Origin of the sequence: Pseudoalteromonas holothuriae (genome assembly GCF_945859825.1) — a bacterium.
In the GTDB taxonomy this organism is placed as follows: domain Bacteria; phylum Pseudomonadota; class Gammaproteobacteria; order Enterobacterales; family Alteromonadaceae; genus Pseudoalteromonas; species Pseudoalteromonas holothuriae.
Genome location: NZ_CAMAPC010000003.1, coordinates 198,011 through 223,201 on the forward strand (window position 1 = coordinate 198,011; position 25,191 = coordinate 223,201).

Below are 25,191 nucleotides of genomic sequence, written 5' to 3' on the forward strand. Positions count from 1 at the left end.
GTTTGCTCAATCACAGTAATGGCACTTGCTATAAGCAGCATAATTACAGGCGATATTAAAAAAAGTGAACAAAGCAACATATCAAGTACTCAATAAATATAGATACTGTGATGTATTCCAATTACATGCCAAAATTAAATACCATAAAAAACAATAGCTTGATTTTTTTCAGCTCAGTAAAATCCGTCCGCGGACAGAAAAAGTGTCCGCACCGGACACATTGAGAAGGTATGAAATACCACATACACCTGAGCGTGATTTAGGAACATTGCCAGAGCACACGGTAGCTGATAAAGTGACTGTTAACTATAAGGTAGCCTCAGCTCTGGATAAGCGAATTTGCCCAATAAAGCTATTTTTCTCACTCTCGGCGTTGATATTGAGCAAAATATCATCATTGGATTGTACGTAATGTTTGTTGAAAAAATATCCTCTATTACAAAACCCTTATTCAAACCTGAGGTTAAATACAAAAATAAGAACATGAAAATTAAATATTTTTTATTCCCTTTCCTGCTTTTAAGTCAGGCTGCACTGGCATTACCTGAGCATATTATTTTGTTCCGCCATGCTGAGAAAGCAACTGGCCCTGATCCACAACTATTAGATATGGGTAAGCGCCGCGCCGACCATTTAGTCACGATGCTCAGTAAACAGCCCATCAAGCAATTATTCAGCACCGATTACAAACGCACCCAACAAACTATTGCGCCACTGGCCAAACATCTTAATTTAGTAGTACACAGTTATGATCCCCGTGATTTAAAAGCATTTGCTCAGCAACTTAAGCAGCTGGAAGGTAGTATAGTTGTGGCAGGGCATAGCAATACCACCCCTGAATTAGTGCAGTTACTGAGTAACCACACAGTCAGTATCAACGAAGATGAGTTTAATAAAGTGTTTGTAGTGAGTTTTAGCACGCCAACTAACGCGCAGGTATTAACCCTTAGCTCAGATATTGCGGATAAATAATCTTCATTAACTCGGTGAGCCCAGCTTGCATTTGCTGGGTGTTTTGCCCAGCAAAACCTAGCCTAATATGACGCATATCTGTAATACTTGGTTTAAGAGAATGAGCGCTTTGAGCAAAGTAAAATTCATCCTCAGTTTGTAAGTAAATTCCTTTTTTGTGCGCCGCTTGCTTTACATGTTGCACATTAACTTGGCAATCAACCCACATCGCCATGCCACCGTCTGGCTTTATAAATTGCAAAGGCAACCCTTGCTGCTGATACTGCACTAACACGTCGGCCATGGCATGATACCGTGTTTTGTATAGTTTGGTTGCTCGCTTTAAGTGACGCTCAAATTGCCCTGTTGCCATCCAGTGGGCTACACCAAGCTGAGTTAATACATCATTTTTGTGATTCATTAATTGCTTACGAGCACGCATCTGTACAAGTATTTCATCAGCGGCGCTCACATAGCCTACGCGCGCGCCTGCAAACATGAGTTTTGAGAAGGTTGAAATATAAATCACAATGCCCGCAGGGTCATCGGCTGCCATAGGCTGCAGTGGCTGACACCGATAATGAAACTCATGATCATAATCATCTTCAATTATTACTACACCATATTGATAGCACAGCTTATATATTTGCAATCTTCGCGTAGGTGACAGCGTAACGGTGGTGGGGTATTGATGTAACGGAGTAAGATACAGCATCTTGATATTATGCTGTTTTAATTGCAGTTCAAAATCTGCAACGCAAAGGCCTTCTTGATCTTGCGCAATATCAATTAAACGCGCCCCACAAGCAGAAAAAGCTCTGCGTGCAGGTGGATAGCCTAGAGTTTCGCATGCTACATAATCACCCGAGGTAATAAACACACTTGCTGCTAAAAACAATGCTTCTTGTGAACCATTGCACACCAATAGGTCGTCTACTTTTAAACTTCTCGCGCGATACAGATAGGATTGAATTTGTATTTTAAGCTCATCAACCCCGCCAATATCACCATAGTGCAGCTTCGTACTATCAACGCGTTGACAAACCTTGCTTAACGCACTTTTAAACTCATTAAATGGAAAACTGGCAATATCTGGCAAACCACCAGCAAATTGATACTGATATTGGCCAAGATCATGGGTAACAGGCTCCGACATAGTCGTGGCAAACGTTAAATGCTTTTTTTGATATTGTGGCTGCTTTTGTTGTTGGCAACTTGAATCTATAGGCAAAGAACGGGTAACAAAATAACCTGACTTTTCTTTAGACTCTAACCACCCTTCGGCTACTAATAGCTGCAATGCATTCATTACGGTATGGCGATTAATCTGATACACATCGGCCATGGTACGCGCCGAGCTTAGCTTAGTGCCCTTTATCAGCTCACCCGCTTTTATGGCCTGACGTAAGGTATGTGCCAATTGCACATAAATCGCCTCCTTACTTACGCTGGTTTTAAATTCTAGTGGGTGCACAGGCATCAACTTTTGGTTGGCTTACTTATAAACTAACTTACTAAATCAGTCTGGTCTAGACAAAAACAAATTTCTGGTTGTTTAGTTTAAACCAAAATTTATTAAAGTTAACCCATGAGTAATCACTTATGAGTACAAAACAATGTTAGAAAAACACAGTTTAAGCACAGATCAAGTTATCCTTAAGCCTCTTTCCCAACAGCATCTAGACAAACTATTTGCAGCAGGGCAAGACCCAAAACTTTGGCGTTGGATTTTAGGCAATTATTGTAAAACCCCACAAATACTGAGTGAGTGGTTTTATAATACTGCCCAGTTCGACCCAGAACAGCAATTGGTAATGGGTATTTACAGTAAAGCAGATAAAAAAATTGTGGGCACCACACGCTTATTTAGGCTCGATAAACAAAACCTCAGTGCAGAAATTGGTCATACCTTTGTTGGCGTACCTTGGCAGCGCAGCTGCATCAACACGCACAGTAAATATTTATTATTAAATTACGCTTTTGAAACACTTAAGTTGGTTCGCGTTACTTTTGGTACACACGAACAAAACCAACTCTCTAGAAATGCCATTGCACGCTTAGGCGCTCGCTTTGAAGGTATTTTTTATAAAGATAAACGATTGGTTGATGGCAGTTTTAGAAATACCGCACGCTTTAGCATTATTGATCAACAGTGGCCACAAATTAAAGCGCAATTGCAGGAGAAGTTATAATGTATCCACCGACGCATTTTCAAGATAATACACTTGAGCGAATATTATCATTGGCTCAACAAGCGCCCTTAGCCACTATTTTATTTCAAGCTGATGATGGTAGCCTCAATCATGCTATTTATGCTCCCCTAGTGTTTGATGCAACACAGCAAATATTTATTGGCCATGTCGCCGCCAATAACCCGCTTATAGCTGCAAAAAACAGCCAAGTTAAAATACTATTTCATGGCCCAAACGGTTATTTGTCACCTAATCACAGCGAACACTTGGTCGTGCCCACTTGGCTTTACGCCAACGCACAACTGACGGGGCTAATTGAGGTAGTGCGTGACACTCACACTAAACTAAGCATGATAAACCAGATCACAAACCACTTTGAGCAAGCCTTTGAGCACCCATGGCCTGTTAACGCGTTATGCGATGCCAAACGCGACACGATGCTTAAACACATTGAATTTTTCACCATTTCAATACAGCACTGGCAAGGTGATTTTAAACTCAGTCAAAACAAGCCACAACATGTTAAAACGCAAATAAAACAAAACCTTGCTAAACAAGGTGATATGGCGCTTGCTAAAATGGTGGATTAGCGGTTTTACAGGAGTGGCCCACTAAGGCTCGTATTTTTTGGCTGATCTTGTTTACTGTGACCTTATGCGCTCTTTTTGAGCACTTACCATGTTTATTAAAGCCTTCACCAGAAGTGACAGGAGGAGAAGACATATATGTCCACGTTATTTAAAGTGTAGGATAAACTTTATATGAGCCCGAATTCAGGTAGTAAGTGCACCACTTCGCTAAAAAGTGATGCTTTATTCAAACAATGCAACAGCCACTCCATTACCCAGTGAATGCTCAGCATATGATCTCCACTCTAACTTTAGAAAGTACGAAATACTGTTATAGCATTGGCCTGAGTTTGGTGATTATTTCTGCATCTACCCAGTAAATATCACCTTTTGGCTCACTGCCATCACTTGCTTGTAATGGAACACGGTTGAAAAAAAGATATTTACCATCAGGTGACACGTAAGCCCCAGCCTCTACCTGCTTGGTATTGATCGTTTCACCTAGATTAAATGCCTTACTCCAATCTCCATTAGTTTGACGAAAACTGATATACAGATCTTTGTCTCCATATCCGCTCACCTTCTCGCTATCCCAAATGATATAAGAGCCATCTTGAGCAATAAATGGGTGGGCAGTCCATTTACCTGAGTTAATGTGTGGTCCTAATAGCTTTGGGCTCTGGCGTTGTCCGTTTTCTATAGTAGAAATACGTAATACATCATTACTCTTATAATCATCAAATATATATGTGCCATCAGCCGATGAAGATAAACGCATTATTCCCCAATTATCTTGCTCAAACATGCTCCCTAAGCTTTTGACCTCAGACCAGCCCTGAACAGTCCGCGTCATATATTTATTGCCCAAATGCATGGTATTTCCATCAGGTGAAAGAATAGGCCTACCAACTCTAGGACCTATAATCGATTCTTTCCATTGTTTATTTTCTAGTTTGAAGCGTATCAGCTTCCATTTTCCTGTATCACTATTATAACGTGATAAGTAGAGCTCTTTCAGGTTCGCAGTGAAGGAAATACTTGTGTCATGGTGTACCGTTGAAACATACCCTTTAGCAAATACTTCAGGGGTTGAATCAGGGGGAGTTTGCCCAAGGTAAAGACCTCTTAAAGTGGAAAGTTCACCTTGAGCGTAACTTTGGACATTTAAGAAAAGTAATGCTAAAAAAGTGATAAAGCAAAACGAAAATTTCATTATTATTTACTCTCTTCAATAGTTTATGGTTATTTCTAAGAAATTTAGTAACCAAAAACTTGATTCATTAGGTAGGCAATTATCCTAACTTATTGAGCAATAAAAGAGCTGACGTAATGATGACTTATGGCTGATTTTATAATCATAAATATACTGGATAACTGATGTGCCTTATACGGTTGTTCTTTGCTCAGCGCCAATCCAAAATAAAATTAATTCGCGTGACTATTTGAAATAGCCACTCCTACCAGCATCAAAATGTAGCAACCTTGGCAAATAGAGAACAGTTTACACTGGGTACTTGATGTGAGTATGAAAGAAGATAAGTACCATATTTATCAAGGTTATATGCCGAAAACATGGCTATTTCAAGGCCGTTGGGATGGAATATGTTGAGGCTGAAACCTTTTAAACACAGTATGCCCAACACTGTAAAAGGCATGGATGATATGGAAGAGGTATTAACTGCAGGCTTTAAAAATGACTAAAAACATTCATTCGGTTGTGCTGTAAAACCCAAACAAAAGCATAGGCTCAAATAGCATATCAGTATTTTAAAATTAGTATGCCGGACCTGTCCTATGATAACGCTGTACACATATATTCGCCCTAAAACCATAAGCAATTGAATAAAAAGCTTTTATTTTTTATCACTTGGAATTCAGTAAAACGTCAGTAGAACTTCACGTATTTTCAACTCTATTCCTTTAACTTCTAGCTCGACGTATATTATCCATAATGGATTAGTGAAGTGAAAAATATAAAACAAAAATTCGTGTTCGTACTCTTAGCTTTTTTATCATTGTCGAAGCTTGAAGCCAGTGAGCAACCATCATTGGAGTCTACTAAATTCGTAATACCTGACTCACAAATAATACCGATTAAAGATACTCAATCCAATAAACAGTATGCGCTGTATATTAAGTTACCTGCCACATATAAAGACAATAAAGACCGTCACTACCCGGTAATTTACTTTACTGATGCCTTATGGCATATAGAGCTACTTTCTGCTGCTACCTACTTTATGATGGAAGATGTTATTTTGGTGGGTATCTCTTGGCAAACAGATATTAAAGATGATGTGAAGCAACAATATGGCGCACATTTTAGTCGCTTTGGTGATTATTCATTTCAAAAAACGATCAACCCGAAGCATCCAAAAATACAATACGGACAAGCCAAAAATCACCTCTCTTTTATTCGTAAAGACGTTTTTAGCTTCGTAGAAGCTCATTACCGCACACAAACTGATAATCGCAGTTATTTAGGGTTTTCATCTGGCGGCCTATTTGGTTTATATGCATTAATGACTCATCCGGAAACATTTAAGAATTATATACTTGGTAGCCCCAGTATATGGCGCCATGGCACCGCATTATTTGATCTTGAGCACGAAACACTGCGAGGTAAAAAACCTAAAATCAATCTCTTTGTCACCTATGGCGACTTAGAGAAAGAACTCGCCCCTACTATTGAGCACTTTGTTAATACTTTTAAAAATAAACAATATTCGCTCGTATCATCAATTAGCCTTACAACGATTGAATCTGCGGGTCATAGCGACTCTTTCCCTGAAATGGGTGTACGCGGTGTGAAGTGGCTGTCTAGCCTACCAATAAAAGAAACCAAAAAGTGAGAGTAATTATGAAACATAAGTTAAAACTTAATTTGAAGTTAAAAGGCATAATAACTATTTTACTCGTCAGTGGGCTAAGTAGTACCGTAAAAGCTAACAACGATAGTGCGCACTTGCCACCAGAAGTTTCCGCTGCTGAAGCAAAGGTTAGTTTTTGGGATATGCCTTACCTAAAAAAGGCTTTTATTGATAGCACACCAAGTCAAAGAAATGACAATATTGAGGTTGGTCAGTTAGGCACTGATGGAGGTAAGAAACAGCAAATTTTAAAATTAGCAAAAGATATTGCTAATAAAAAATACGGCCTTATCGACAGCTTACTGATTGCTCAAAACAACAAATTACTATTTGAGTCATACTATTTACGAGGCCGTGTCGATTTGCCGCATATGCAAGCATCATCAACAAAGTCCTACGTTAGTTTAGCTATTGGGCGAGCCATTCAGTTGGGATATTTAACCATGAATGATTTAAACAAGCCTGTTGTTAGCTTTTTAAAAGACTTGGATCGTAGCAAGTTAGTTGAAGGTGCACAAAAAATTACACTGCACAAAGCCCTCTCCATGCAATCGGGTATGCAGATCACCAGAGAACAATTGAAAACGTTTAAAAACAACCCATCTAAACTAAAAGGCCAAGGGCAAATTCAGACATTCCTTGAAAATAGCCCTCCCATCTCGGCGCAAACGCAACAATTTAAATATACCAACACCGATCCAATTTTGGTTATGCAAGTGCTTGATGCAGTAGTGCCAGGGTCTGCCAAAGACTTTATCAAAACAGAATTGCTCGACAAAATGGGCATTAGCAATTATGAATGGAAAGATGACGTAAGCGGCCTGCCAATGGGGCCTTACAGTTCCAGCATGACATCACGTAATATGATCAAATGGGGTACATTGGTTCAAAATAATGGTAAGTGGAACGGCCAGCAATTGATATCTGCCGATTACATAACGAAAGCCACCAACAGCATCGTTTATCCAAAAGCAAAAGAGACTTTCTTCATTAGTGATACTGTTACCACCCCTGGATATGGTTATTATTTTTGGCAAGCGAATATGAAAATTGGTAATAAAAACTACTCCACACGCTCAGCACAAGGTGGCGGCGGACAATATATTATTTTAATTGACGAGCTTGATTTAGTTATTGTACTAACTGCTCATGAAAGAGATGATAAATCCATGCAAATTGCCGCACAAAGAGTGTTACCCGCTTTCATTTAATATCATTATTTTTTTTATTGCAAAACATCCACCTTAATGCCACTCGTTTAAGGTGATTAGATTCTGAAACAAGTCCAGAATGATAGAATAGGCCCAATAATGAGACTAATTAGTAAGACGACAGTGCCCAGATAAACGTCTGTCGTCTTACTGACGAAGGTCAGGATCTTACTTTCTACCTACAGTGATACTAGGCCGTGTTTATCTTAGAGGTATGAACTTTGTTTACGCGCAATTTTAAGTAAATTAAACAATTATTTGGAGCAACAATGAAGCATATTTATCTGTCGATCACTGTACTACTTTTGAATGTAGCGTTGAGTTTTATAAGCTATAGTAAAGAGTCATTTCCAGTTTTAACACAACGCTATTTGGGGCAATCCCCACCAGGCTTAACACCTGAGTTATTTGCGTCTGATATTGTTGCGACAACAGCGCACCTTGAAAGTGAAGTTCTGTTTTTACCTGACATGACAGAACTCTCTTTCACCCGCTCTGGTGGAAAGTACAAAGCGCCTGAGTGGATTGTTATGCAATACAGAAATAATCAATGGAGCAAAAAGCCTATTCCTGTAACTGATATTGATGATTATAAAGCACTATTTAGTCCAAGCTTGTCTGTGATTAAAAATATCGAACCTTTCAAAAATATTCCCATCGTTGGTTTCGATATATCATCTCAAGGTACATATTATTTTTATGTTCTTGATTTCAAAGATGGCAGTGGGCATATGAGCTATTCACGTCTGATCGATGGTCAATATGAAGTACCTAAAAAAATGAGCACAGCAGTCAACAAAGGTAAATATATTGCCCATCCATTTATAGCGCCAGATGAATCTTACTTAATGTGGGATGCAGAAAGAGAAGGTGAAAATACCCCTGATATCTACATTAGTTTTCGCAAAAAAGATGGCTCATGGGGTGAGGCCATTAACATGGGAGAAAAAATAAATACTCCACGTTACGAACAACGGCCAAAAGTTACACCTGATGGCAAATATTTATTCTTTTGGAAGGGAGATGTAAAGATCAGGGAAGATGGCAGTAGATATGTGGTAGGCAGTCCCCACTGGGTAGATGCGGCAATTATTGAAACACTTAGGCCAAAACATTAAGCTTATCATAAATCTAGTAAGAAATTGCCTGCTATCGGCAGGGTGTTATAGATATGTTGATTTGAAAAATCATAAACTTTTATGTGTTACGTTTGGTGGGCTAAATGAATAGCTTTAGTTATTTAGCCACCAAGTTAACTAAAAATTTGTACCTTTGCGATAGCAATTAAAGGAGTAATGATGAGAATTCTGACCAATATTTGTTCTGATGATTTACAAAGTAGTAAACGCTTTTATGTCGATCTTTTAGGGTTCGACGTTAAATATGAAAGTGATTGGTATATTCAACTATGTTCACCTGATAATGCCGAAATTGAGTATGGTATTATCAAAAGACAACATGAGTTGGTACCTAACCTTTATCAACATAAGCCGACGGGGATGTATGTCACATTTGTAGTGTCTGATGTAGACAATACTTATAAAAAAGCAGTAGCAATGGGTTTACAAATACTCCAAGAGCCGCGCAATGAATTTTACGGACAACGCCGCTTTCTAACACAGGACCCTAACGGTTGTTTGATTGATATCTGCTCTCCTTGCGAGATGCAGTAAAAGTACAAAGAGCAACCTATACCTGTGCTGGAGCTACGAGTTTCAATGGCTGCAAAAGCTAGTTCGTCAAAGCAATTCGTTACGAATGGTTTTGGCTGCTTGCGGCAAATTACTTAAACGCCTATTTGCTTCAGCCAACTCAATACCCTGAATTGCTTCATAGTCATCTAAAAAGAAAGCTTTATCGTAGTTTTTAGTCTGTGGATTTTTTACATAAACCAATACGTAGCAACGCATCTCAACTTTATCAAGCGCCCTAAAAAAGTTGATATCTTCTGACGTGATTTTAGGTTTAACAGCACGACTTAAATGCTCTGAGAATACGTGCTTAACATATACTGACTTATCATTTCGACGATATTTTACAACATCTGTCAAACCAAATTCTGCAGCATCTTGAGTATGGATATCTTGCTCAAGTTGAACCGTCGTTTTTTTACCAAACAATCGTAGTTTAATGCGACTCAAAAAAGACGTGTTCTTACTTTTCATATTATGCGCAAACAACATCCTTTGTTTAGGTAACTTATAATCTGCTGTCATGCTCATGTTTACCTCCTTGTTACTTATTATAACCACCAATTAAAACCACGAAACTGCATAAAAAGTTACTTAATTGTTTCCAATAGGTAACTTCCTTATGTCTGTTAATTTCGCATAACTAAATATTAATATGTTAATAGTAAGGGTGGAAAGTAAATAAAATAACAAGGACTGAAAAGTGTATAAAATTTTACTTAGCCCAATTAACTGTAACTTTATGCTGCTATAGAGGCTTTTCTTTATCAAAAAAGGACAAAGAGAAACCATAACCCAATGAATATTAATAAATTAAATAAAATGTAGGTCTAACAAACATACTTACCAGCCAAAAGATAACGCCAGCGCCAACTATAGGCGCTGTTTAATTGACATAATACCTCTAGACTCTTAGCTTGTTGTCAATAATCTTACACATCTTAATTAAGCTCATCATCCACCCAAAACTTAGTCCCTTTTAGTACAGCTTGCAGTGCTAGGCCCGTTTCTGTCAGTGAGTAAACGGTAACATCATCAACAACCGCTTCCGCCGCGACTGCGCCACCTTGATGCTTGTGTTTAGCGGCTGCATCAGCATTACCACCAAATGCCCAACCATGCTCAATGAACCTTGCAAGTGCTTTTTGAGTATGAAAAACCATAACAACACTAAAATCTTTTGCACCAATACCAAGGCCAATACCCGCCTCAGCCATATTCATGTATGTTCGAGCACCCGTTTTGCTATTAACTGCTACACCATATCCACCACCAAAACTGGCAATGATCACATTTACATTGGCATTATCAAATACAGCGTACCCAGCTGAGCTTGCAATTTGTTGCTGTACATCGGGCTTTTTTGAATAGAGGGACCTCAATACATCACCACGCATATCCTCCACTGCTGCGCGTTTTTGAGCCACAGTGTTTCCTGCCGATGATACACAACCACTTAAAAATAGAACGAATGATATGATAGCCATCATAGAATTACTTTTCATACTTAACTCCCCTAACAGAAATGAACTCATGAATTACATTTAACTGGGTATTTTAGTAAAAGAAGCTGGCCACTACCTGAATCTACAAATATTTTTTTTAAGCATTCTTTGTAGAGATAAAAAAAGGCCGCTTAACGCGGCCAATATCATGGGTAATCATGAAGGGATAAGTGTGAAATCAAAATTAGTTTACATATACACTTAGTAAAATAAAACCACATTATAACGCATTTAAACATCGAAAAAAGCGAACTATACATTCAGTTAAAAAACTATTCACTTTTATGATGGTTCTGTTTAAACCTTTTCAAACAAATCTACGACTAATCATTTAAACCTCATCTACTAACAGAAGAACATCATGCTTAAATATTTAGTCGCCCTTACTATTACTGTTACCGTTATGTCAGTCTCTTTCGCTAAGAACACAACAAAAGACTTTCAAAAACAAAAAATTAGTAATGAAGAATATCGAATGATTGTATTTCAAGATTGCCAGCAAGTACTTGTTGAACCGCTAAATGATCAGCAACTAAGCAGTTACCTGGCTTTAACAACACTCTCTAAAAAGATGAAGCAGTTAGAAAAGCCTGTCGATAAAGTCAGCGCCCAAATGAGCAGGCTTGGTAAGCAAATTGAAGCCTTATCAAGTAAAGCGTTTGTAGAACATGACGGTAAATTAACAATAGATAAAACTTTACTAGCCAAGCAAAAGAAAATATCAAACCAACTCAGTACACTGGCATCCAATCATGAAGATGATTTTAAAGCACTGGAAAAACAAGGAAAAAAAATAGAATTAGCCGCTAACAACTTTGAGTCCTTAATAGCACCACTTATTGGTGACATTAAAAACTCCCATATACAAATTTTAAAATCAGGCGAGCCAGTAAAGCCTTGTAACCTATTGTCAACTTACTCTTAAGCATCTTGAGCATTGTTCTTGGGCAGGCCATTAATGCACTTTAATGGCCTGCCTTAGAGCTATTAGATACAATGACATGATTAGGGCGTTTATAAATTAGCTCCTAGGAAACCAACTCACTCTGTTAGATGAAAGTACGGAGTACAATACCTAAACATTATTTTTAACCGCAAAGAAATTATACATACCGAAGAAAAAGTCTGGATGCATTTTTTCGAACTGTTCCCAACGAGTTAAGGTTTCACCAAGCTCCAATGGCTGAAATTCATCTAAAGCCTGTTTATATTGAACCATCTGTACGTTAGAAATCGCCATTGATTTAAATTCGATACCAGAGTTATTTAACAATTGATCAATCGCTTCAAGGCTATAGTTAATCTCTTGCGGGTGAAAAACGGCATCCATTAAACCGTTACTATTAAAAAAATCATTACTGTTAAACCATTGCCTACTTTTTTGCTGTTTGGTCCACTCATTACGCCATTGTGGTAGTTGCTTCTTGGTGATTTCATCAGTACCAAAGTAGTCAATAGCCTCTGCTCTTATGTTTGCTAACTCGCGTCGACCTAAACTGCTGTAAAAGCCTAAGATCATCAAACCATTAGATTTTAAGCACTGACTTAATCTACTAAGTCCAAGCTGTGGAGAAGCCATATGATGCAGTACACCAGTACAAAGAATAAAGTCAAACTGTTTACTTAATTTGCTAATTTCTAGTATATCTAGAAGTTCAAAGCGCACATTTTGTAATTTATAGCGTTTCACCATTTGTTGAGCATACTGCATACTAACAGGGCTAATATCTATTGCCGTAACTTGGGCATAAGGATTGGCAAAAGCGGTCTCTACGACCTGTAAACCTGTGCCACAACCTGCTATCAATATATTAGGAGTTTGAATGCTATCTAACCCCAATCTTGTCATACATTGCTCAAAACTAAGCGAGCTTAAATTGACCACTTTATATTTGGGGTATGGATTTGCTTTATAAAATGTTTGTACTTGCTTAGAAGTTTCATTAGTAAGCTCGCTATTAGACTCCGTTTCTCCTTGAAGAACTGAAAGGTAGAACTTTAAGTCCTCAGCAATTGGTAACATTTTGTAGTGTGAAAAGCCATCTCCTCCTTGTTGCCAAAGCTCTAATGCCTCGTCAAAACTGGCATAACATAGCTTGAGTGCCATCACTTCAGAGGTAAATAAAGGGTCACTCAAATCTAATTGATTAAGTAATGTAAGTTCTTCTTTACTTGTGAAGTAAATACCATCATTGAGTAAATTTTGACAAGCAATAGCGACCATAGTCGATAAATACTTTCGCGCATCCAAATTATTTGCAATGCACCTTAATAATTCTTTCCTACCCAATAAAATAACTTTTTCTAATTGGTGATTAGGTGTTATGGCACGCTCGATAACAGCACAAAATGTGGGATCAGCTAACATGCTTTCAAGAGGCTCATCAAGAGTGGTAATTTCTTCTGCTAAAGCTTTCTCATACTTAGCAAATAACTGCACTCTCAGATACTCTACAGCGTGACCTTCTAGGTATTGATACTTAATCGCCTCATGCAGCGCCTTCTCAAGTGGTTTTAGGTACGACGTAAAATTTATTACTTTCAATATATTAAGTAAAGAAATCAACTCACTCTGCTGGTAACCTCCAAACTGAACAGCATCTATTGCACAACCTAGCGATTCAAAAAAACGCCCCATTTTGAGGTAGCACTGTGCAAGGCCAGAAAACGCTGCAACATTCCTATAATCTTCATCCAAAAGCTGTACAAAAAGCTCTGCTGCTTGAGTATATTGCTTTGACCGCATCAAGTTTTGTGCATGCTTTAATCTATTTTTTGACATGGGCTCAAGTACTTATTGTTAGGAAATGACACTGCTTAGCTTCGTATTAAAATTTTTAAAAATCAAGGGTTAATTTTCTAAGTCGCGATCTGCTTAATGCACATTAAAATTCTACTGCATTCATTGCTAGTCGCTCTTTCTCCAACATACTTTGGATATTGATAACTGTATCTTGAAGCCAAGCAAATTCACTACCTTGCATTTTAACTTGTGACACTTTTTTAAGTAATAAAGGGTTTATAGGTTTACCGTTTTTATGTACCTCGTAGTGAAGGTGCCTCGCTTGTGAAAGCCCCGTATTACCTAAATAACCTATCGTTTGACCTTGCTTTACTTTCACGCCTGGCTTGATCCCCGGCGCAAACCCTTTTAAGTGCGCATATAATGTTTTATATCCATGCGCATGGCGCAATAATACTCGATTACCAAAGCTACCACCCCAATTGGCTTTTTCAACTGTACCGTTACCTGCGGCAAAAATTGGTGTACCCATTGGAGCGCCAAAATCTAGTCCCGCATGCAAACGCGTATAACCTAGAATAGGGTGTTTTCGACGACCAAATTGAGAAGATAAGCGCGCACCATTTAGAGGCGTTTTTAATAATAAGCTTCTAGCGGGCCTACCATCAGCAAAGTAAAACCCATCAATTAATTTATCACCTTGGTGATGAAAAATTTCAAACGACTCATTACCTGCGACTAAGTGACCATACAAGAGTTGAGTCGGGTTGTCTTTTCGGTCATACAATGCATCAGCAACTAATACTTGTTGCTCATTAAACATTAAAGTGAGTTGGTCGCCACTTTGTATTTGCCTTTGAAAATCAATAAAATGAGAAAACGCCATAATCATTTGATTAATAACATCAAGTGGCACACCCTCTTGTTGTGCAGCTTCGTATAAACTGTTTGATACAGTTGTAGAACGCAATACCTGTTTTGACTTGGTTAACATAGAATAAAGCGCTTTATGCCAACCAGTCTCATTACGTATTACACGCAAACGCTGGGCAAAATCAATCGCAAATATTAGTGCTACAAGCCCCTGCTCATTATACTCAACTTGAAATTTCTGACCTATATTCAGACGGTTTAGGTCCATGTCTGGCTTTACTAACTCAGTGACTTGCCAAGCATGCTGTTCAGTAAAACCAAATGGCTTGAGTAAACCTATTAATGACTGCCCCGCCTTGACACTCAAAACCAATGTTTTTGTTGTCTTATTATGATTCGTTTTTGACTGCTGCTCATTCATTTGAGCAACTTTTGGCAATTGAGTCGAATGACTAACAGTCGCTTGCGACACATTATTTTGCACTTCAGTTTTTGGGTCTGAGACGTTTTCTACGCAGCCGAAAAGAGCCGTACTCAATACGGTAAAAAGTATTTTTTTCATAAGATTAGTTTACTTTTATGACATCTAATGGGTTAATTTTTTTGCCTTTATGCAAAACCTCTAAGTGTAAATGTGGGCCTGTCACTTTACCAGTCTCTCCTACTGTGCCAATGTGGCCACCAACAGTGACCCAGTCACCTTTGTTTACAAATGTTTGATCTAAATGGGCATAGAGACTTTGATAGCCATTACTGTGTTGAACCAGTACTACTTTACCGTAATTACTAGGAAGTGTTTGCGAGTCGGCTACCAAAACTTTTCCTGTTGCAACTGATGACACGAATGTGCCTTTAGGTGCCACTAAATCACTGCCAGCGTGAGCTTTGTTATTTCTAAATTGACTGATATGGCCAAAGTGAGAGCTTATAAAGTAAGTCTCTAAAGGAGGTGCCCAATTCGGTTCGCTAGGAGTAAACATTGGTCGTAATTGACTACTCACAACAAAAAGCAGTAATGCATTTAATATCAACCCTAAACATATTCGACCCGTTTTAGCTTTGACTGGTAACATTACATTCGTTAATCGCTGCTTATAATCTTCTAACGACAAAGCTGTTGATGCAAATGCCACACCCGTTTGCTGTTTATTGCCGCAGTCACAGTATTTGAGCACCCAAAGCATAGCTTGTGCGTAAGTTTTTTTATTTAAAGCAAACCGTGTAATGGTTTTTTGATCGCATCTGCTTTCTATCGCTTTAACTAAAGCAGCTTGCATTTTATATAACGCAGGATTAAACCAACAAAAGCATGATAACACTTGCCACACAAATAATGTGTGATGATCTCGATATAGAGAGTGGGTCATCTCATGATATAGCAAGGTATTTTTATGCGTTTGCGGTAACGACACAAAACACTTAGGTAACGCTATTTTACTACGCCAAAGCCCACTGACAAAGGGGCTACAATTTACCGGCAAAACAACGGTTTGAATATTTGTTTGCGTAAACGTCGTCGGCTCACCCATAGCCAGTAAATCGTTAATAACATTGTGAGCATGCCAAAAACGCATTAATTTCTTTGCCGTCACTGCGATATAAATAACCATTAAAATGGCCAAAACCACACTAAAGTCCCAACTAAAGCTACTCCTAGCCACTAATTCAGTTTGCAATTTAACTTGCTCAGCATGCTCTGAAACTGCAAATAAAGCGACGGGTAATGCCTGATAGTGCTGCTGCATATTAAAAGGCAAAAAAGGCACAAAGCTTATCGCTAACAACCCCCACCAAAGCTGTGGCATTGCGGGGTTAAATCGTGTTAGGTACTTTCCCAACCCTAATAAGGCGAAACTCAGCAGCACCCAAAGAATTAAACAGGCCAATAGGTTGGTTAGCGCCATAAAACTCATACTTAGCCCTCCCGCTTATCTTGCTCTGATAGCGTTTCGAGTAAATGCTCAAGCTCACTGAGTTCTTCAGCTTCAATCAGTCGACTGTCTGCAAACATATTCACAGGCAGTGGTCCATCTAACTCAAACACATTCTTCGCAAACTCTTGGGCATAAGCAGCAAGTGTTGCTACTTTATCAACTTGAGCACTATAAGATTTTTTATTACCTTGCTCACCAATAATCAGTAACCCTTTTTCACCCATGCGCTCAAGTGTTTTACGCGTTGAAGAGTAAGACCAATTAAACTTAACGTGAATCGCATCATGAATTTCCTTTGCGGTTCTTGGCTGATGACGCCAAAGTAATTTAAGTATTTCCAGCTCTGTTGTATTTGGTTTCATTTTTAACATGCTCTTTATGTGACATATGTCGCACCTTAACAAACAAAAAAGTGCGACACAAGTCACACTTTTAAAATTATTACCAGAAGATAAAGTGATTAGTTCAAAATTGGCGATAAATATTGAGGGTTAGTCACCAAATTTCTCACATCATGTGCCGCATGTTCATTAAAGGTATTTTGCTCACACCATTTCCCAACGCTCTTTATGTCTGTTTTTAAAACTTTAGGGCGCACACTCCACGTTACCTTAAAAGGAGACCCTTTATCGTTATAACTAGGCCCAGTGGTAGAACCTGTATATTCGACTGGCTTGCCTGTTGTATCGGAAAGGTTGACTGCTTGATAGTAACCATTTACTTTTTCAAATTCGGCAAGAGTATTAAAGTTTTGTCCATTACCATCATTAGTTAGCACCATCACTTGAGCTTCAACACGCAGTTGTGGATTGTTAATATGTTCAGTTAAACACGCACCTAGTGTCTCACCAGGTTTAACAGGTGCAGTGCTATACACATAATGTAATTCAATAGTGTCACCAGATTTCAACCCTGAGCCTTTAGCTTTACATACCGGCAGTTCATAAGGCATCAGTTCACTCTTATTCAACTGCCCTGTATATAAAAAACCAGCTTCATTCACACTTGAATTTACCGGCTTGGTAAATTCACCACCACGATGCTCTGCATTTTTATGAAAGTGAATATTACACAAGTTCAACACTGAACTCGGTGGCGCTTTAGAAAAAATAACTGGGTTTTTACCATTGTCAACATCTATATCTCGCGGAGATTGAGGCCCAAATTGTGTTTCATAAGCTTTATCTGATATTTCTTTATGGTCATTCGCTTGCACATTCGGTGCAGCAATAGCCAAATTAGGTATCATTGCCGTTAGTACCAAGGCTAAAGCTGTTTTCTTTCTCATGACATGTTTCCTTATAGTTAAATATATAAATCATAACGTATAAAACGCAAAAAAGATCAAAATAAGGATTTAACATGTTGAAATAAAACATATAAAATTGCTTTTATCCGAATAATAAAAAACTCAGGGCCTGAGTTCTCAGCAGACCTTGTAATACGCAAGTTGAGCGTAAATGAGATTATTAACTTTGATTTTTAAATACGCCCATACTACTGACACTCCTTGACACTTCTTCGTGGTTTACTGTTTAACGACTTAAATAACCTAACCAGTAAGGAAATAAACATGTCTCAGAATGTATTTGAAATTGTTGAATTTAAATTAGTACAAGGTGTAAGTGAATCGGATTTAATGCCACTGAGTGACGCATTTCAAGCCTTTCTACAGGAACAGCCTGGCTTTTTGTATCGTTCTTTAGCAACTCATCAAAACGGTAATGGTTATGTTGATGTAAGCTACTGGCAATCTATTGAAGACTTAAATATGGTCGAAAAAGCATTTAAGGAGTCTGAAGCTTGCATCGCGTTTTTAAAAGTAATTGATGAACAGTCAGTCACTATGACTCAGCACAATATTATTGCACAAACCCAATGTAGTAGCTAAGCTGCGCCAACTCATTCAGTAAAATACAAAGTACGTTCCTATGCATAAATCAGAGCGGCTATTTCAACTCGTTAATTTGCTCAAAGGTAGGCGACTTGCTGTTACAGCAAAGCAACTTGCTGAGCGCTTTGAAGTCTCTGAACGTACTATTTATCGTGATATTGAAACACTACAAAGTTCCGGTATACCCGTGCAAGGAGAAGCGGGTATCGGCTACCTCATCAGTGACCACCCGCTGCCTCCTATGATGTTTAGCTTAGATGAGCTCACAGCTCTATTATTGGGTAGTAAAATGGTCAGCGCGTGGACTGACCCAACTCTTAGTAATCATGCTAAATCTGCTATTGAAAAAATCGAAGCGGTACTTCCGGCGCAACTTAAACATCACAGTGAGCACTCCCCTTATTTGGTCTCGAGCTTTAAACATGATGCGCAACAGCAGACTTTTAGCGAAACACTGCGCACAGCCATTGAATCTTACCAGTGCGTTAAGTTGCAATATCAAGATGTGAATGACAATCACAGCGAAAGAACCTTAGAACCTTTAGGGCTCGTATATTGGGGGGGAAAATGGACCTTAATTGCATTTTGTCAGCTGCGACAAGACTATCGCGAATTTCGCTTAGATAGGATGCAAAGCCTAACTATTTTAAGCATACCTTTCTCAACTAATAATACTAAAAATTTAACGCATTACTTAGCGTTAATTAGAGCTAAATATGCTAATGAAAGTGACGAAAATCCTGTCTCTTGTTAGTTTTACAGCAACGTAAATTATATCCCTATTTCTAAATGTAACGTCACGTAATTGGCGAACTTTAAAATCACGCATACACTTACCCTTCGAGCGCAATGCTCACACTATGCCTGTACTTGTTAACTGGTTTTTACCGCAACATTTTCAATGACAGGCACGACCAAATTTAAGTGAAGGAATATTTCAATGACAGACACAACTATTGTAAGCGCTGCTATCTACCCACCAATAGGCGTGATGCGAGTTGGTAATAGCGAGCAAGCGTATTTTATTGGTCCTGAGGTAAACGAGCCACCAGTGCAAAGTGAAGAATTTTACCGCGATAAAACTGGCGCTCTCAAGCGCCAAGCTGCACGGTTTCGTATTTATGGCCTAAATGCTGCTGGTGAAGTAGTACAAGAACTGACAGCAACCAATGCCAACATCACTTGGCACGCCCAACTAGCCAATCAAAAGTCCTCTTGGTACGAATTTCAATTAGCTTTGGACATTCCCGAAGCTGTCACAGCACCGCCCTCATATCTTCGTAACAAGGCCACCCAAGATAGAAGCACTTTATTGATCGACGGTGGTTCAAATCAATTATCTGGCACAGAACAAAATGGTAATAACACCAAGTTTGTCGGTAAGTTTGAAGATAAAGATGTTTATTTGGGTGAGATGCGTACCGATGAGCAAGGCCGCCTTATTATGCTCGGTGGCCATGGAAAGTCTGAAAATCTAAAAGGTGAACCTGCCATTACCTTTGGTAACAATGACGGTTGGTATGATGATACCTCCGATGGCCCAATTAACGCCAAAGTTATTTTTAATGAGCAAGCACTGCCTGTAAAACCTGCATGGGTGATATGCGCGCCACCAGATTATGCGCCACTACAAAAATCAGTGCGGACCATGTGGGATCTCATGCGTGATGTAGCGGTCACCGCAGATATGTTACCAAAACCTAAACAACCCTCTTTTACCCACGATATACTGCCTGTTTTCCAACGAATGACCAATTTACAGTGGGTAAATGCGGGATTTGCAGCGGGCTTTGGCTGGAATAGCCCATTTGATTTTACGTCTGAGCAATGGTTAAAAAAACTTGCAGACCCTTCACCTATCTGGCAAGAAAGCCGTCGCACTTTATATCACAATTTTAGGCGATTAGACTGCGAATTTGTAACCGGCGAAAACCCTTATAAAGTGTCGGTATGGGACCCCAAACCCAGCGCCTTATCAGCACAACAATGGCCATGGATATATGGCGATGCAATGGGGACTAATGCAAACAACTCACCAAGGCAATTTAGCTCACTGACACGGCTACAACTTAACGCCTTAGCACAATGGGTAGATGGCGACTTTATTGCTGATTACGACCCTAGCTACCAAAGCGCCAAATACATTGATGACCTACCTGTTGCGGAGCAACCTGATATGCTAACGCGCGCTGCTATGGAGTTTTGTTTAGCTGATGCCTTTCATCCTGGATGCGAAATGACTTGGCCTATGCGCACTGCTGGTATGTACAGTGAAGCGTATCGTTTACACCATGCAACAAACACAGCCCCCACTCATGGCATTAATTACGGACCTGTTATGACACCAGAAATTACCCGCCAACCTGATGGCCCGCTGCTAAGTGGTCAAGTTGCAGGGGGCATAACTCGATGGATGGCAATCCCTTGGCAAACTGACACGGCAAGTTGCAGAGATGGTTACAACTCAGCTTACGACCCCTATTTGCCCACTTTTTGGCCTGCACGCGTGCCTAACAACATGCTTAATGAACAAAACTACCACATCGTTATTGATGAAAGTAAGCCTATTGAGCAACGTCAAGCCGCATTTAATGAACGTGAGTTTTGGTTAGATGATCTACCCATAGGCCCATCAGATGACTATGAAGCACAAATTAACTCTATGGTAACGGGCTTTGGACAGCTGGCAGTTGTATTGGAACAAACTAAATTGGGTGTAACTGACTTTCCCTCCTCCATGCAAGTTGGACTCACGCCCAACAACGATGAACCATGTGTGGTATTTAAAGCCAGTAAACGCGCCGAGTTTAAACATGCTGACAAAACGCGGCATCGTCCTGACTTGAGTGCAACTGACAAAGCTAATCGCTATCAAGGAGATAAATAAACTATGTGCGCCGAGACCACTAAACGCACCCAAATTGCTATTATTGGAGCAGGTATTGCAGGTTGTACAGCCGCTTTAGCATTGGCAAAACACTTCGATGTAACGCTACTAGATAAGCACATTCAGGTGTCTAACAAAGTGGGGGAATGCCTGCCACCAGCGGCTCGGCGCATTTTAAAACAGCTACATATAGAACACTTAATTGATAATGGACCACACCTTATTAGTCAGGGTATGGTCTCGTATTGGGGCAGCACGCAACCAACGATAGTTGATAACTTACGTAACCCCGACGGTCTCGGCTGGCACCTAGACCGTCGGCACTTTGAAAGCCAGTTACGAGCACAAGCAAAGCAAACGGGTGTTCACTGTATTTACCCCGTTCAGCTAGTCACAAGTAACTACATAAATCAGCAGTGGCAAATTGAATATCAACAGTACCAAAAAAAACATACTTTATATGCAGATATTGTGATTGATGCCAGTGGTAGGCACTGTGTATTTGCGCGTCAACAAGGTGTAGTTAGAAAGCAACTAGACAAGTTAATGTCAATTTGGCTTACCGCTCAATTTAACATATCAAAAAGCATGGCTTTAATCGCCAGTAGTGATAAGGGATGGTGGTACAGCGCACCATTGCCATCTCAAATGCCGCAGAGTGTAAATGCAATAGGCCTGCCTCGCGTGGTCTCTTGGCAATTAAATGCACAGCAACTGCAAAAAAATGACTATAAAAATACTGACGCCTTTTTACAAAAGGCCCATCAAACGAACGGATTTAGAACACTGATAGAACAAATAATTCCAGGTTCTGAGGTACTACATGGTGTCGTCGCTGCGAATACATCTAAGCTGGAACAAGTCGCTGATAAACAATGGTTTGCCATTGGTGATGCGGCCATGAGTTTTGACCCGCTTTCATCTCAAGGCATGTTCAACGCCATGGCAAGTGCTATACAGCTCACTGATTTAATCAAAAATAACGGGCTGTTGCATAATGATACGCCAAGCCAGTTTCAACTGCAGATGGATGCTATTTGGCAACAGTATTTAAACCACAGAAATTTATATTATGCACAGGCCGATATGGCATGTTAAATAACAAAGTAAAATAAAATACAACCAAAAACATGTATAATGTATACAATTTAGTGTATAACGGTAATTAGTAGATACTCTGCATACTTGTTTACCGCGCGGGGACAGCTATGCCAGTGTTTACAATTAAACATAACCTACATGTTGTTTAACTCTTAGCCCCCGCTTTGGGGGCTTATTTCCCAGCTATAAACATCAATATCATTAACAATGCTTGTCACTGGCAAATATCATAAAGCTGCTTGTTCAGCTCGATCAGTTTTGGTTGTGAGCTTTTTATTAGATCATTAGCATGCTGCAATGCTCGCTCAACATTTAAGGTACTGGCAGCACCTTGAAGCAAAGGGAAAAATTGCCATGCATTGCACATCGCAGGGCTTTTTATACACCCTAAAATCAAAGCTTGCTCAGCCTTACCAACATCTCCATAAAGTGTAAAGTAACTTGCCATTACAAATTCTGGTAAAGCAATTTCATCTCCTTTTAAAGCGAGCGCCGAATCTTCATATTGTGACAATAAGCTAACCCGTTCATCAGGGTTAGCCGGTGCTAATCGCACATTGACAATGGCCTTTGCAACGTCAATGACTGGATCTTGACTAAAACTTCCTGAGGCACTTGTCATAAAAGCAAGGCTTTGCATAGCTTGCTGTTTATCCTCTAATGCAAGTTGAGTCATGGCATTGAGAAACACAGGCTCAAATAAACTGTGACTTGCCAGTACATTGGAGACATAGTCGTTATACCAATTTGAATATGAAGCCAGCTTACCTTGCATCACATAATTTGAAAATATTAACCAAGGAATGCCCCAGTCACGGGCGTTAAGACCATCTAGTTTTTGCAACCAGCGCTCGCTCCACTGCGTATTTCTTAACGCCGAATTAAGCATTGCTAACGACCTTGTCATATCATCACTACACTGTAATCGTTCTTTCATGCTTAACAGCAAAGACATGGCCTGTTCAAATTGCCCATGTTTTAAGTACCAATTAAAAAATACATAATGAATACCATTTGAGGCATAGTTGCTCCGTTCTAAATCACTACGATAAGCATCTAACTGCGATTCACGTTCACTATAAAATAGCTCGTAAAAATAAAAATAAGCATTATCTTCAAAGCTCTGCTCATGTTTATAAACTTTTTCAAAATGCTTCAAGGCACGCGGATCTTCATTTAGTTCCAGATGTATGAGTCCCTGAATAAAGGTAACAAAGTGATCTTGCTCTAACCTTTCTAACAATTGAAATGCAAAGTGTGCATTACCTTGGTTAGCCAAATAAAGCGCCGCCGATATAATGGCGTAGTTACTTTGATGATATCGCGCCAATAAATAATTAACACCAGATAACAATCTTTCATTATCAAAGTGTTCAATTTTATAAAACGCTAATAGCATATCTACGAATGCACGTTTAGCAACTTTTTGCTGCTCATTGAAACTGTTTAGTTCGATGTCATTGTGCAATGATTGTATGGCTGTTTTTAACTGCTCGCTGTTTGATAAAGCAACCAGAGCTTTTAACTCTTTGCTCGCATTCACAAGCTCTGCTATCCCAGAGTTCCCCTGCTTTAGCATTGGCGTTTTAACACGGCTTACAATATTGGAGATCAATTCGCGATCATTTTTGCCAAGCGCTTGCATTTCAATATGAATTAATCTTGATGGCAAGCCCATAAATACCATAGCTAACAGTGCATTCTTATCTGGTATATGCTCTATGACGATTTTTGTTCCACTCCCTAGCGCATTGATAGCTTCTCGCATACTAGCGTGCTCAGCGCGTTGAACTGACTCAATATGTAACGCAGAAGATAATTGACTCACTAGTTGATTAAATGAGTCGCTTTTTGTCTGATAAAATCCATTAATAACAACTAAATCTGGTATATGAACTGAATCTGTTGATTGAGGCTTAATAAAATAAATAAATATAATACTGGCCAATACAACGGCCATCGTGACACCAATAAAAACAGTTAACAATAGCTTTGAGTACTTGTTTGAAATGCCCTCGATTGGTTCAGCTACCGCTTGAACCAACTCGTCATTTTGTTTAACTATTGGCGCAATTAATTGATAACCAGATCTTGGAATTGTTTTTATATATGTTTGCTCTGTACCATCTTCCAAAGCTAAACGCAGATTGCGAATAGTCTGATAAACAAGGTTATCTGTGGTAAATTCTGTATGCCAAACTTGCTCTTTTATTGTTGACATGGAAATAACTTTATCGCCATGCGACACAAATAATTGCAAAAGCCTAAATGCAGTTGGGCTCAACTCTACTTGTTTATCTTCACAAACAATACAGAATGCCCTCTCCTCTAATATCCATTTTCCGACTTTAACTTGCAAACTAAGCACCTTTAGTTGTTATTCAATTGCCTAAGCCAAAACGGTAAAATACACTGTATGCCATAAATACGCTTTATTACCGCTAAAATTATTAGGTTCGTTTTTATTTTAGTTGGGCTTTATAGCACAACTTTTTTTGCCTATACATCATTGCGCGATGACCAAACAGCACCTCAGACCAGCTTGTCAAAAACCAAAACAAAATAACTAACAAAAAGATAATGCAAAGTATAGAAATGTTAACATTTCTATACTTTGCATAAGTAAGTCCGGCTTAAAACGCATTGGCGTAAAGAGCGTTAACACATTTCTTTTCTTTTTTGTCACCATTAACACCAAACAAAAAAGTAAACCTTACAATCAACAACTTAAAAACTAAATTCAAACCGTTAAGAGTGTGAAATAACTATT

22 protein-coding genes are annotated in these 25,191 nt (G+C 39.1%); 12 read left to right on the forward strand and 10 right to left on the reverse strand.

Annotated elements, in window-relative coordinates:
- Positions 1 to 483 precede the first annotated feature (483 nt).
- Positions 484 to 972, forward strand: coding sequence for a SixA phosphatase family protein (locus OCI93_RS05205; protein WP_261591284.1), 489 nt, complete (start codon positions 484 to 486; stop codon positions 970 to 972).
- On the opposite strand, the gene pdxR is transcribed toward OCI93_RS05205, so the two are convergent.
- On the reverse strand, positions 947 to 2,425 hold the full coding sequence (gene pdxR / locus OCI93_RS05210) for a MocR-like pyridoxine biosynthesis transcription factor PdxR (RefSeq protein WP_410007617.1): 1,479 nt from the start codon (positions 2,423 to 2,425) through the stop codon (positions 947 to 949). The genes OCI93_RS05205 and pdxR overlap by 26 nt on opposite strands.
- A 142-nt stretch (positions 2,426 to 2,567) precedes the next feature.
- Between pdxR and OCI93_RS05215 the strand changes: the two genes are divergently transcribed.
- Entirely contained in the window at positions 2,568 to 3,143 is a 576-nt protein-coding gene (locus tag OCI93_RS05215) for a GNAT family N-acetyltransferase (RefSeq protein WP_261625921.1), read from the forward strand.
- The gene (locus tag OCI93_RS05220) at positions 3,143 to 3,733 is read left to right on the forward strand and encodes an FMN-binding negative transcriptional regulator (RefSeq protein WP_261625922.1); all 591 of its coding nucleotides are present in this window, start codon (positions 3,143 to 3,145) and stop codon (positions 3,731 to 3,733) included. The genes OCI93_RS05215 and OCI93_RS05220 overlap by 1 nt, the downstream gene beginning before the upstream one ends.
- Before the next feature lie 310 nt (positions 3,734 to 4,043).
- Here the strand turns inward: OCI93_RS05220 and OCI93_RS05225 are convergent, their stop codons facing one another.
- The gene (locus OCI93_RS05225; RefSeq protein ID WP_261591280.1) at positions 4,044 to 4,925 is read right to left on the reverse strand and encodes a hypothetical protein; all 882 of its coding nucleotides are present in this window, start codon (positions 4,923 to 4,925) and stop codon (positions 4,044 to 4,046) included.
- Between the two features lie 751 nt (positions 4,926 to 5,676).
- Here OCI93_RS05225 and OCI93_RS05230 point away from each other — a divergent pair.
- The 4 genes from OCI93_RS05230 to OCI93_RS05245 all read left to right on the forward strand — a co-directional run bounded on the left by OCI93_RS05230 (position 5,677) and on the right by OCI93_RS05245 (position 9,466).
- The gene (locus tag OCI93_RS05230) at positions 5,677 to 6,564 is read left to right on the forward strand and encodes an alpha/beta hydrolase (protein WP_261625923.1); all 888 of its coding nucleotides are present in this window, start codon (positions 5,677 to 5,679) and stop codon (positions 6,562 to 6,564) included.
- Positions 6,565 to 6,572: 8 nt separating this feature from the next.
- Positions 6,573 to 7,793, forward strand: a complete 1,221-nt coding sequence (locus OCI93_RS05235; RefSeq protein WP_261591278.1) for a serine hydrolase domain-containing protein — start codon at positions 6,573 to 6,575, stop codon at positions 7,791 to 7,793.
- A 269-nt stretch (positions 7,794 to 8,062) separates the two neighbouring features.
- Positions 8,063 to 8,911, forward strand: a complete 849-nt coding sequence (locus tag OCI93_RS05240; protein ID WP_261591277.1) for a TolB-like translocation protein — start codon at positions 8,063 to 8,065, stop codon at positions 8,909 to 8,911.
- Between the two features lie 177 nt (positions 8,912 to 9,088).
- Positions 9,089 to 9,466 (forward strand): VOC family protein, encoded by a 378-nt coding sequence (locus tag OCI93_RS05245; RefSeq protein ID WP_261591276.1) that lies wholly within the window; start codon positions 9,089 to 9,091, stop codon positions 9,464 to 9,466.
- Positions 9,467 to 9,532: 66 nt separating this feature from the next.
- Here OCI93_RS05245 and OCI93_RS05250 read toward each other — a convergent pair whose 3' ends face one another.
- Together OCI93_RS05250 and OCI93_RS05255 are read right to left on the reverse strand one after the other, a co-directional pair.
- Complete coding sequence (locus tag OCI93_RS05250) at positions 9,533 to 10,015, reverse strand: hypothetical protein (RefSeq protein ID WP_261625924.1); 483 nt, start codon at positions 10,013 to 10,015, stop codon at positions 9,533 to 9,535.
- Between the two features lie 410 nt (positions 10,016 to 10,425).
- Positions 10,426 to 10,989 carry a lipid-binding SYLF domain-containing protein gene (locus OCI93_RS05255; RefSeq protein ID WP_261591274.1) on the reverse strand — a complete coding sequence of 188 codons (564 nt, stop codon included), beginning with the start codon at positions 10,987 to 10,989 and terminating at the stop codon, positions 10,426 to 10,428.
- Positions 10,990 to 11,350: 361 nt separating this feature from the next.
- On the opposite strand from OCI93_RS05255, the gene OCI93_RS05260 reads away from it, so the two are divergent.
- Complete coding sequence (locus OCI93_RS05260; protein WP_261625925.1) at positions 11,351 to 11,914, forward strand: hypothetical protein; 564 nt, start codon at positions 11,351 to 11,353, stop codon at positions 11,912 to 11,914.
- Between the two features lie 150 nt (positions 11,915 to 12,064).
- On the opposite strand, the gene OCI93_RS05265 is transcribed toward OCI93_RS05260, so the two are convergent.
- The 5 genes from OCI93_RS05265 to OCI93_RS05285 all read right to left on the reverse strand — a co-directional run bounded on the left by OCI93_RS05265 (position 12,065) and on the right by OCI93_RS05285 (position 17,827).
- Positions 12,065 to 13,771: a methyltransferase domain-containing protein gene (locus OCI93_RS05265; protein WP_261625926.1), complete on the reverse strand. Its 1,707-nt coding sequence runs from the start codon at positions 13,769 to 13,771 to the stop codon at positions 12,065 to 12,067.
- Positions 13,772 to 13,874: 103 nt separating this feature from the next.
- Positions 13,875 to 15,167 (reverse strand): M23 family metallopeptidase, encoded by a 1,293-nt coding sequence (locus OCI93_RS05270; protein ID WP_261625927.1) that lies wholly within the window; start codon positions 15,165 to 15,167, stop codon positions 13,875 to 13,877.
- Between the two features lie 4 nt (positions 15,168 to 15,171).
- Positions 15,172 to 16,518: a M23/M56 family metallopeptidase gene (locus tag OCI93_RS05275; RefSeq protein ID WP_261625928.1), complete on the reverse strand. Its 1,347-nt coding sequence runs from the start codon at positions 16,516 to 16,518 to the stop codon at positions 15,172 to 15,174.
- A gap of 2 nt (positions 16,519 to 16,520) precedes the next feature.
- Positions 16,521 to 16,901, reverse strand: a complete 381-nt coding sequence (locus OCI93_RS05280) for a BlaI/MecI/CopY family transcriptional regulator (RefSeq protein ID WP_261625929.1) — start codon at positions 16,899 to 16,901, stop codon at positions 16,521 to 16,523.
- Between the two features lie 98 nt (positions 16,902 to 16,999).
- Positions 17,000 to 17,827, reverse strand: a complete 828-nt coding sequence (locus tag OCI93_RS05285; protein WP_261625930.1) for a delta-class carbonic anhydrase — start codon at positions 17,825 to 17,827, stop codon at positions 17,000 to 17,002.
- A gap of 285 nt (positions 17,828 to 18,112) precedes the next feature.
- On the opposite strand from OCI93_RS05285, the gene OCI93_RS05290 reads away from it, so the two are divergent.
- The 4 genes from OCI93_RS05290 to OCI93_RS05305 all read left to right on the forward strand — a co-directional run bounded on the left by OCI93_RS05290 (position 18,113) and on the right by OCI93_RS05305 (position 22,418).
- The gene (locus tag OCI93_RS05290) at positions 18,113 to 18,430 is read left to right on the forward strand and encodes a hypothetical protein (RefSeq protein ID WP_261591267.1); all 318 of its coding nucleotides are present in this window, start codon (positions 18,113 to 18,115) and stop codon (positions 18,428 to 18,430) included.
- 40 nt (positions 18,431 to 18,470) lie between these two features.
- A complete protein-coding gene (locus tag OCI93_RS05295; RefSeq protein ID WP_261591266.1) occupies positions 18,471 to 19,187 on the forward strand; it encodes a helix-turn-helix transcriptional regulator in 717 nt (238 codons plus the stop codon).
- A 186-nt stretch (positions 19,188 to 19,373) separates the two neighbouring features.
- Complete coding sequence (locus tag OCI93_RS05300; protein WP_261591265.1) at positions 19,374 to 21,320, forward strand: LodA/GoxA family CTQ-dependent oxidase; 1,947 nt, start codon at positions 19,374 to 19,376, stop codon at positions 21,318 to 21,320.
- A gap of 3 nt (positions 21,321 to 21,323) precedes the next feature.
- Positions 21,324 to 22,418, forward strand: coding sequence for an NAD(P)/FAD-dependent oxidoreductase (locus tag OCI93_RS05305; protein ID WP_261591264.1), 1,095 nt, complete (start codon positions 21,324 to 21,326; stop codon positions 22,416 to 22,418).
- A gap of 217 nt (positions 22,419 to 22,635) precedes the next feature.
- On the opposite strand, the gene OCI93_RS05310 is transcribed toward OCI93_RS05305, so the two are convergent.
- Positions 22,636 to 24,780 carry a winged helix-turn-helix domain-containing protein gene (locus OCI93_RS05310; RefSeq protein ID WP_261625931.1) on the reverse strand — a complete coding sequence of 715 codons (2,145 nt, stop codon included), beginning with the start codon at positions 24,778 to 24,780 and terminating at the stop codon, positions 22,636 to 22,638.
- Between the last annotated feature and the right edge of the window lie 411 nt (positions 24,781 to 25,191).

Bases quoted from the DNA above. Each gene is read 5' to 3' on its own strand.
- OCI93_RS05245 (WP_261591276.1), top strand. From the start codon at position 9,089: ATGATGAGAATTCTGACCAATATTTGTTCTGATGATTTACAAAGTAGT.
- OCI93_RS05255 (WP_261591274.1), bottom strand. From the start codon at position 10,989: ATGAAAAGTAATTCTATGATGGCTATCATATCATTCGTTCTATTTTTA.
- OCI93_RS05280 (WP_261625929.1), bottom strand. From the start codon at position 16,901: ATGAAACCAAATACAACAGAGCTGGAAATACTTAAATTACTTTGGCGT.
- OCI93_RS05290 (WP_261591267.1), top strand. From the start codon at position 18,113: ATGTCTCAGAATGTATTTGAAATTGTTGAATTTAAATTAGTACAAGGT.
- OCI93_RS05250 (WP_261625924.1), bottom strand. From the start codon at position 10,015: ATGAGCATGACAGCAGATTATAAGTTACCTAAACAAAGGATGTTGTTT.
- OCI93_RS05205 (WP_261591284.1), top strand. From the start codon at position 484: ATGAAAATTAAATATTTTTTATTCCCTTTCCTGCTTTTAAGTCAGGCT.
- OCI93_RS05275 (WP_261625928.1), bottom strand. From the start codon at position 16,518: ATGAGTTTTATGGCGCTAACCAACCTATTGGCCTGTTTAATTCTTTGG.
- OCI93_RS05240 (WP_261591277.1), top strand. From the start codon at position 8,063: ATGAAGCATATTTATCTGTCGATCACTGTACTACTTTTGAATGTAGCG.
- OCI93_RS05225 (WP_261591280.1), bottom strand. From the start codon at position 4,925: ATGAAATTTTCGTTTTGCTTTATCACTTTTTTAGCATTACTTTTCTTA.
- OCI93_RS05215 (WP_261625921.1), top strand. From the start codon at position 2,568: ATGTTAGAAAAACACAGTTTAAGCACAGATCAAGTTATCCTTAAGCCT.
- OCI93_RS05285 (WP_261625930.1), bottom strand. From the start codon at position 17,827: ATGAGAAAGAAAACAGCTTTAGCCTTGGTACTAACGGCAATGATACCT.
- OCI93_RS05260 (WP_261625925.1), top strand. From the start codon at position 11,351: ATGCTTAAATATTTAGTCGCCCTTACTATTACTGTTACCGTTATGTCA.
- OCI93_RS05270 (WP_261625927.1), bottom strand. From the start codon at position 15,167: ATGAAAAAAATACTTTTTACCGTATTGAGTACGGCTCTTTTCGGCTGC.
- OCI93_RS05305 (WP_261591264.1), top strand. From the start codon at position 21,324: ATGTGCGCCGAGACCACTAAACGCACCCAAATTGCTATTATTGGAGCA.
- OCI93_RS05300 (WP_261591265.1), top strand. From the start codon at position 19,374: ATGACAGACACAACTATTGTAAGCGCTGCTATCTACCCACCAATAGGC.
- OCI93_RS05235 (WP_261591278.1), top strand. From the start codon at position 6,573: ATGAAACATAAGTTAAAACTTAATTTGAAGTTAAAAGGCATAATAACT.
- OCI93_RS05295 (WP_261591266.1), top strand. From the start codon at position 18,471: ATGCATAAATCAGAGCGGCTATTTCAACTCGTTAATTTGCTCAAAGGT.
- OCI93_RS05220 (WP_261625922.1), top strand. From the start codon at position 3,143: ATGTATCCACCGACGCATTTTCAAGATAATACACTTGAGCGAATATTA.
- OCI93_RS05265 (WP_261625926.1), bottom strand. From the start codon at position 13,771: ATGTCAAAAAATAGATTAAAGCATGCACAAAACTTGATGCGGTCAAAG.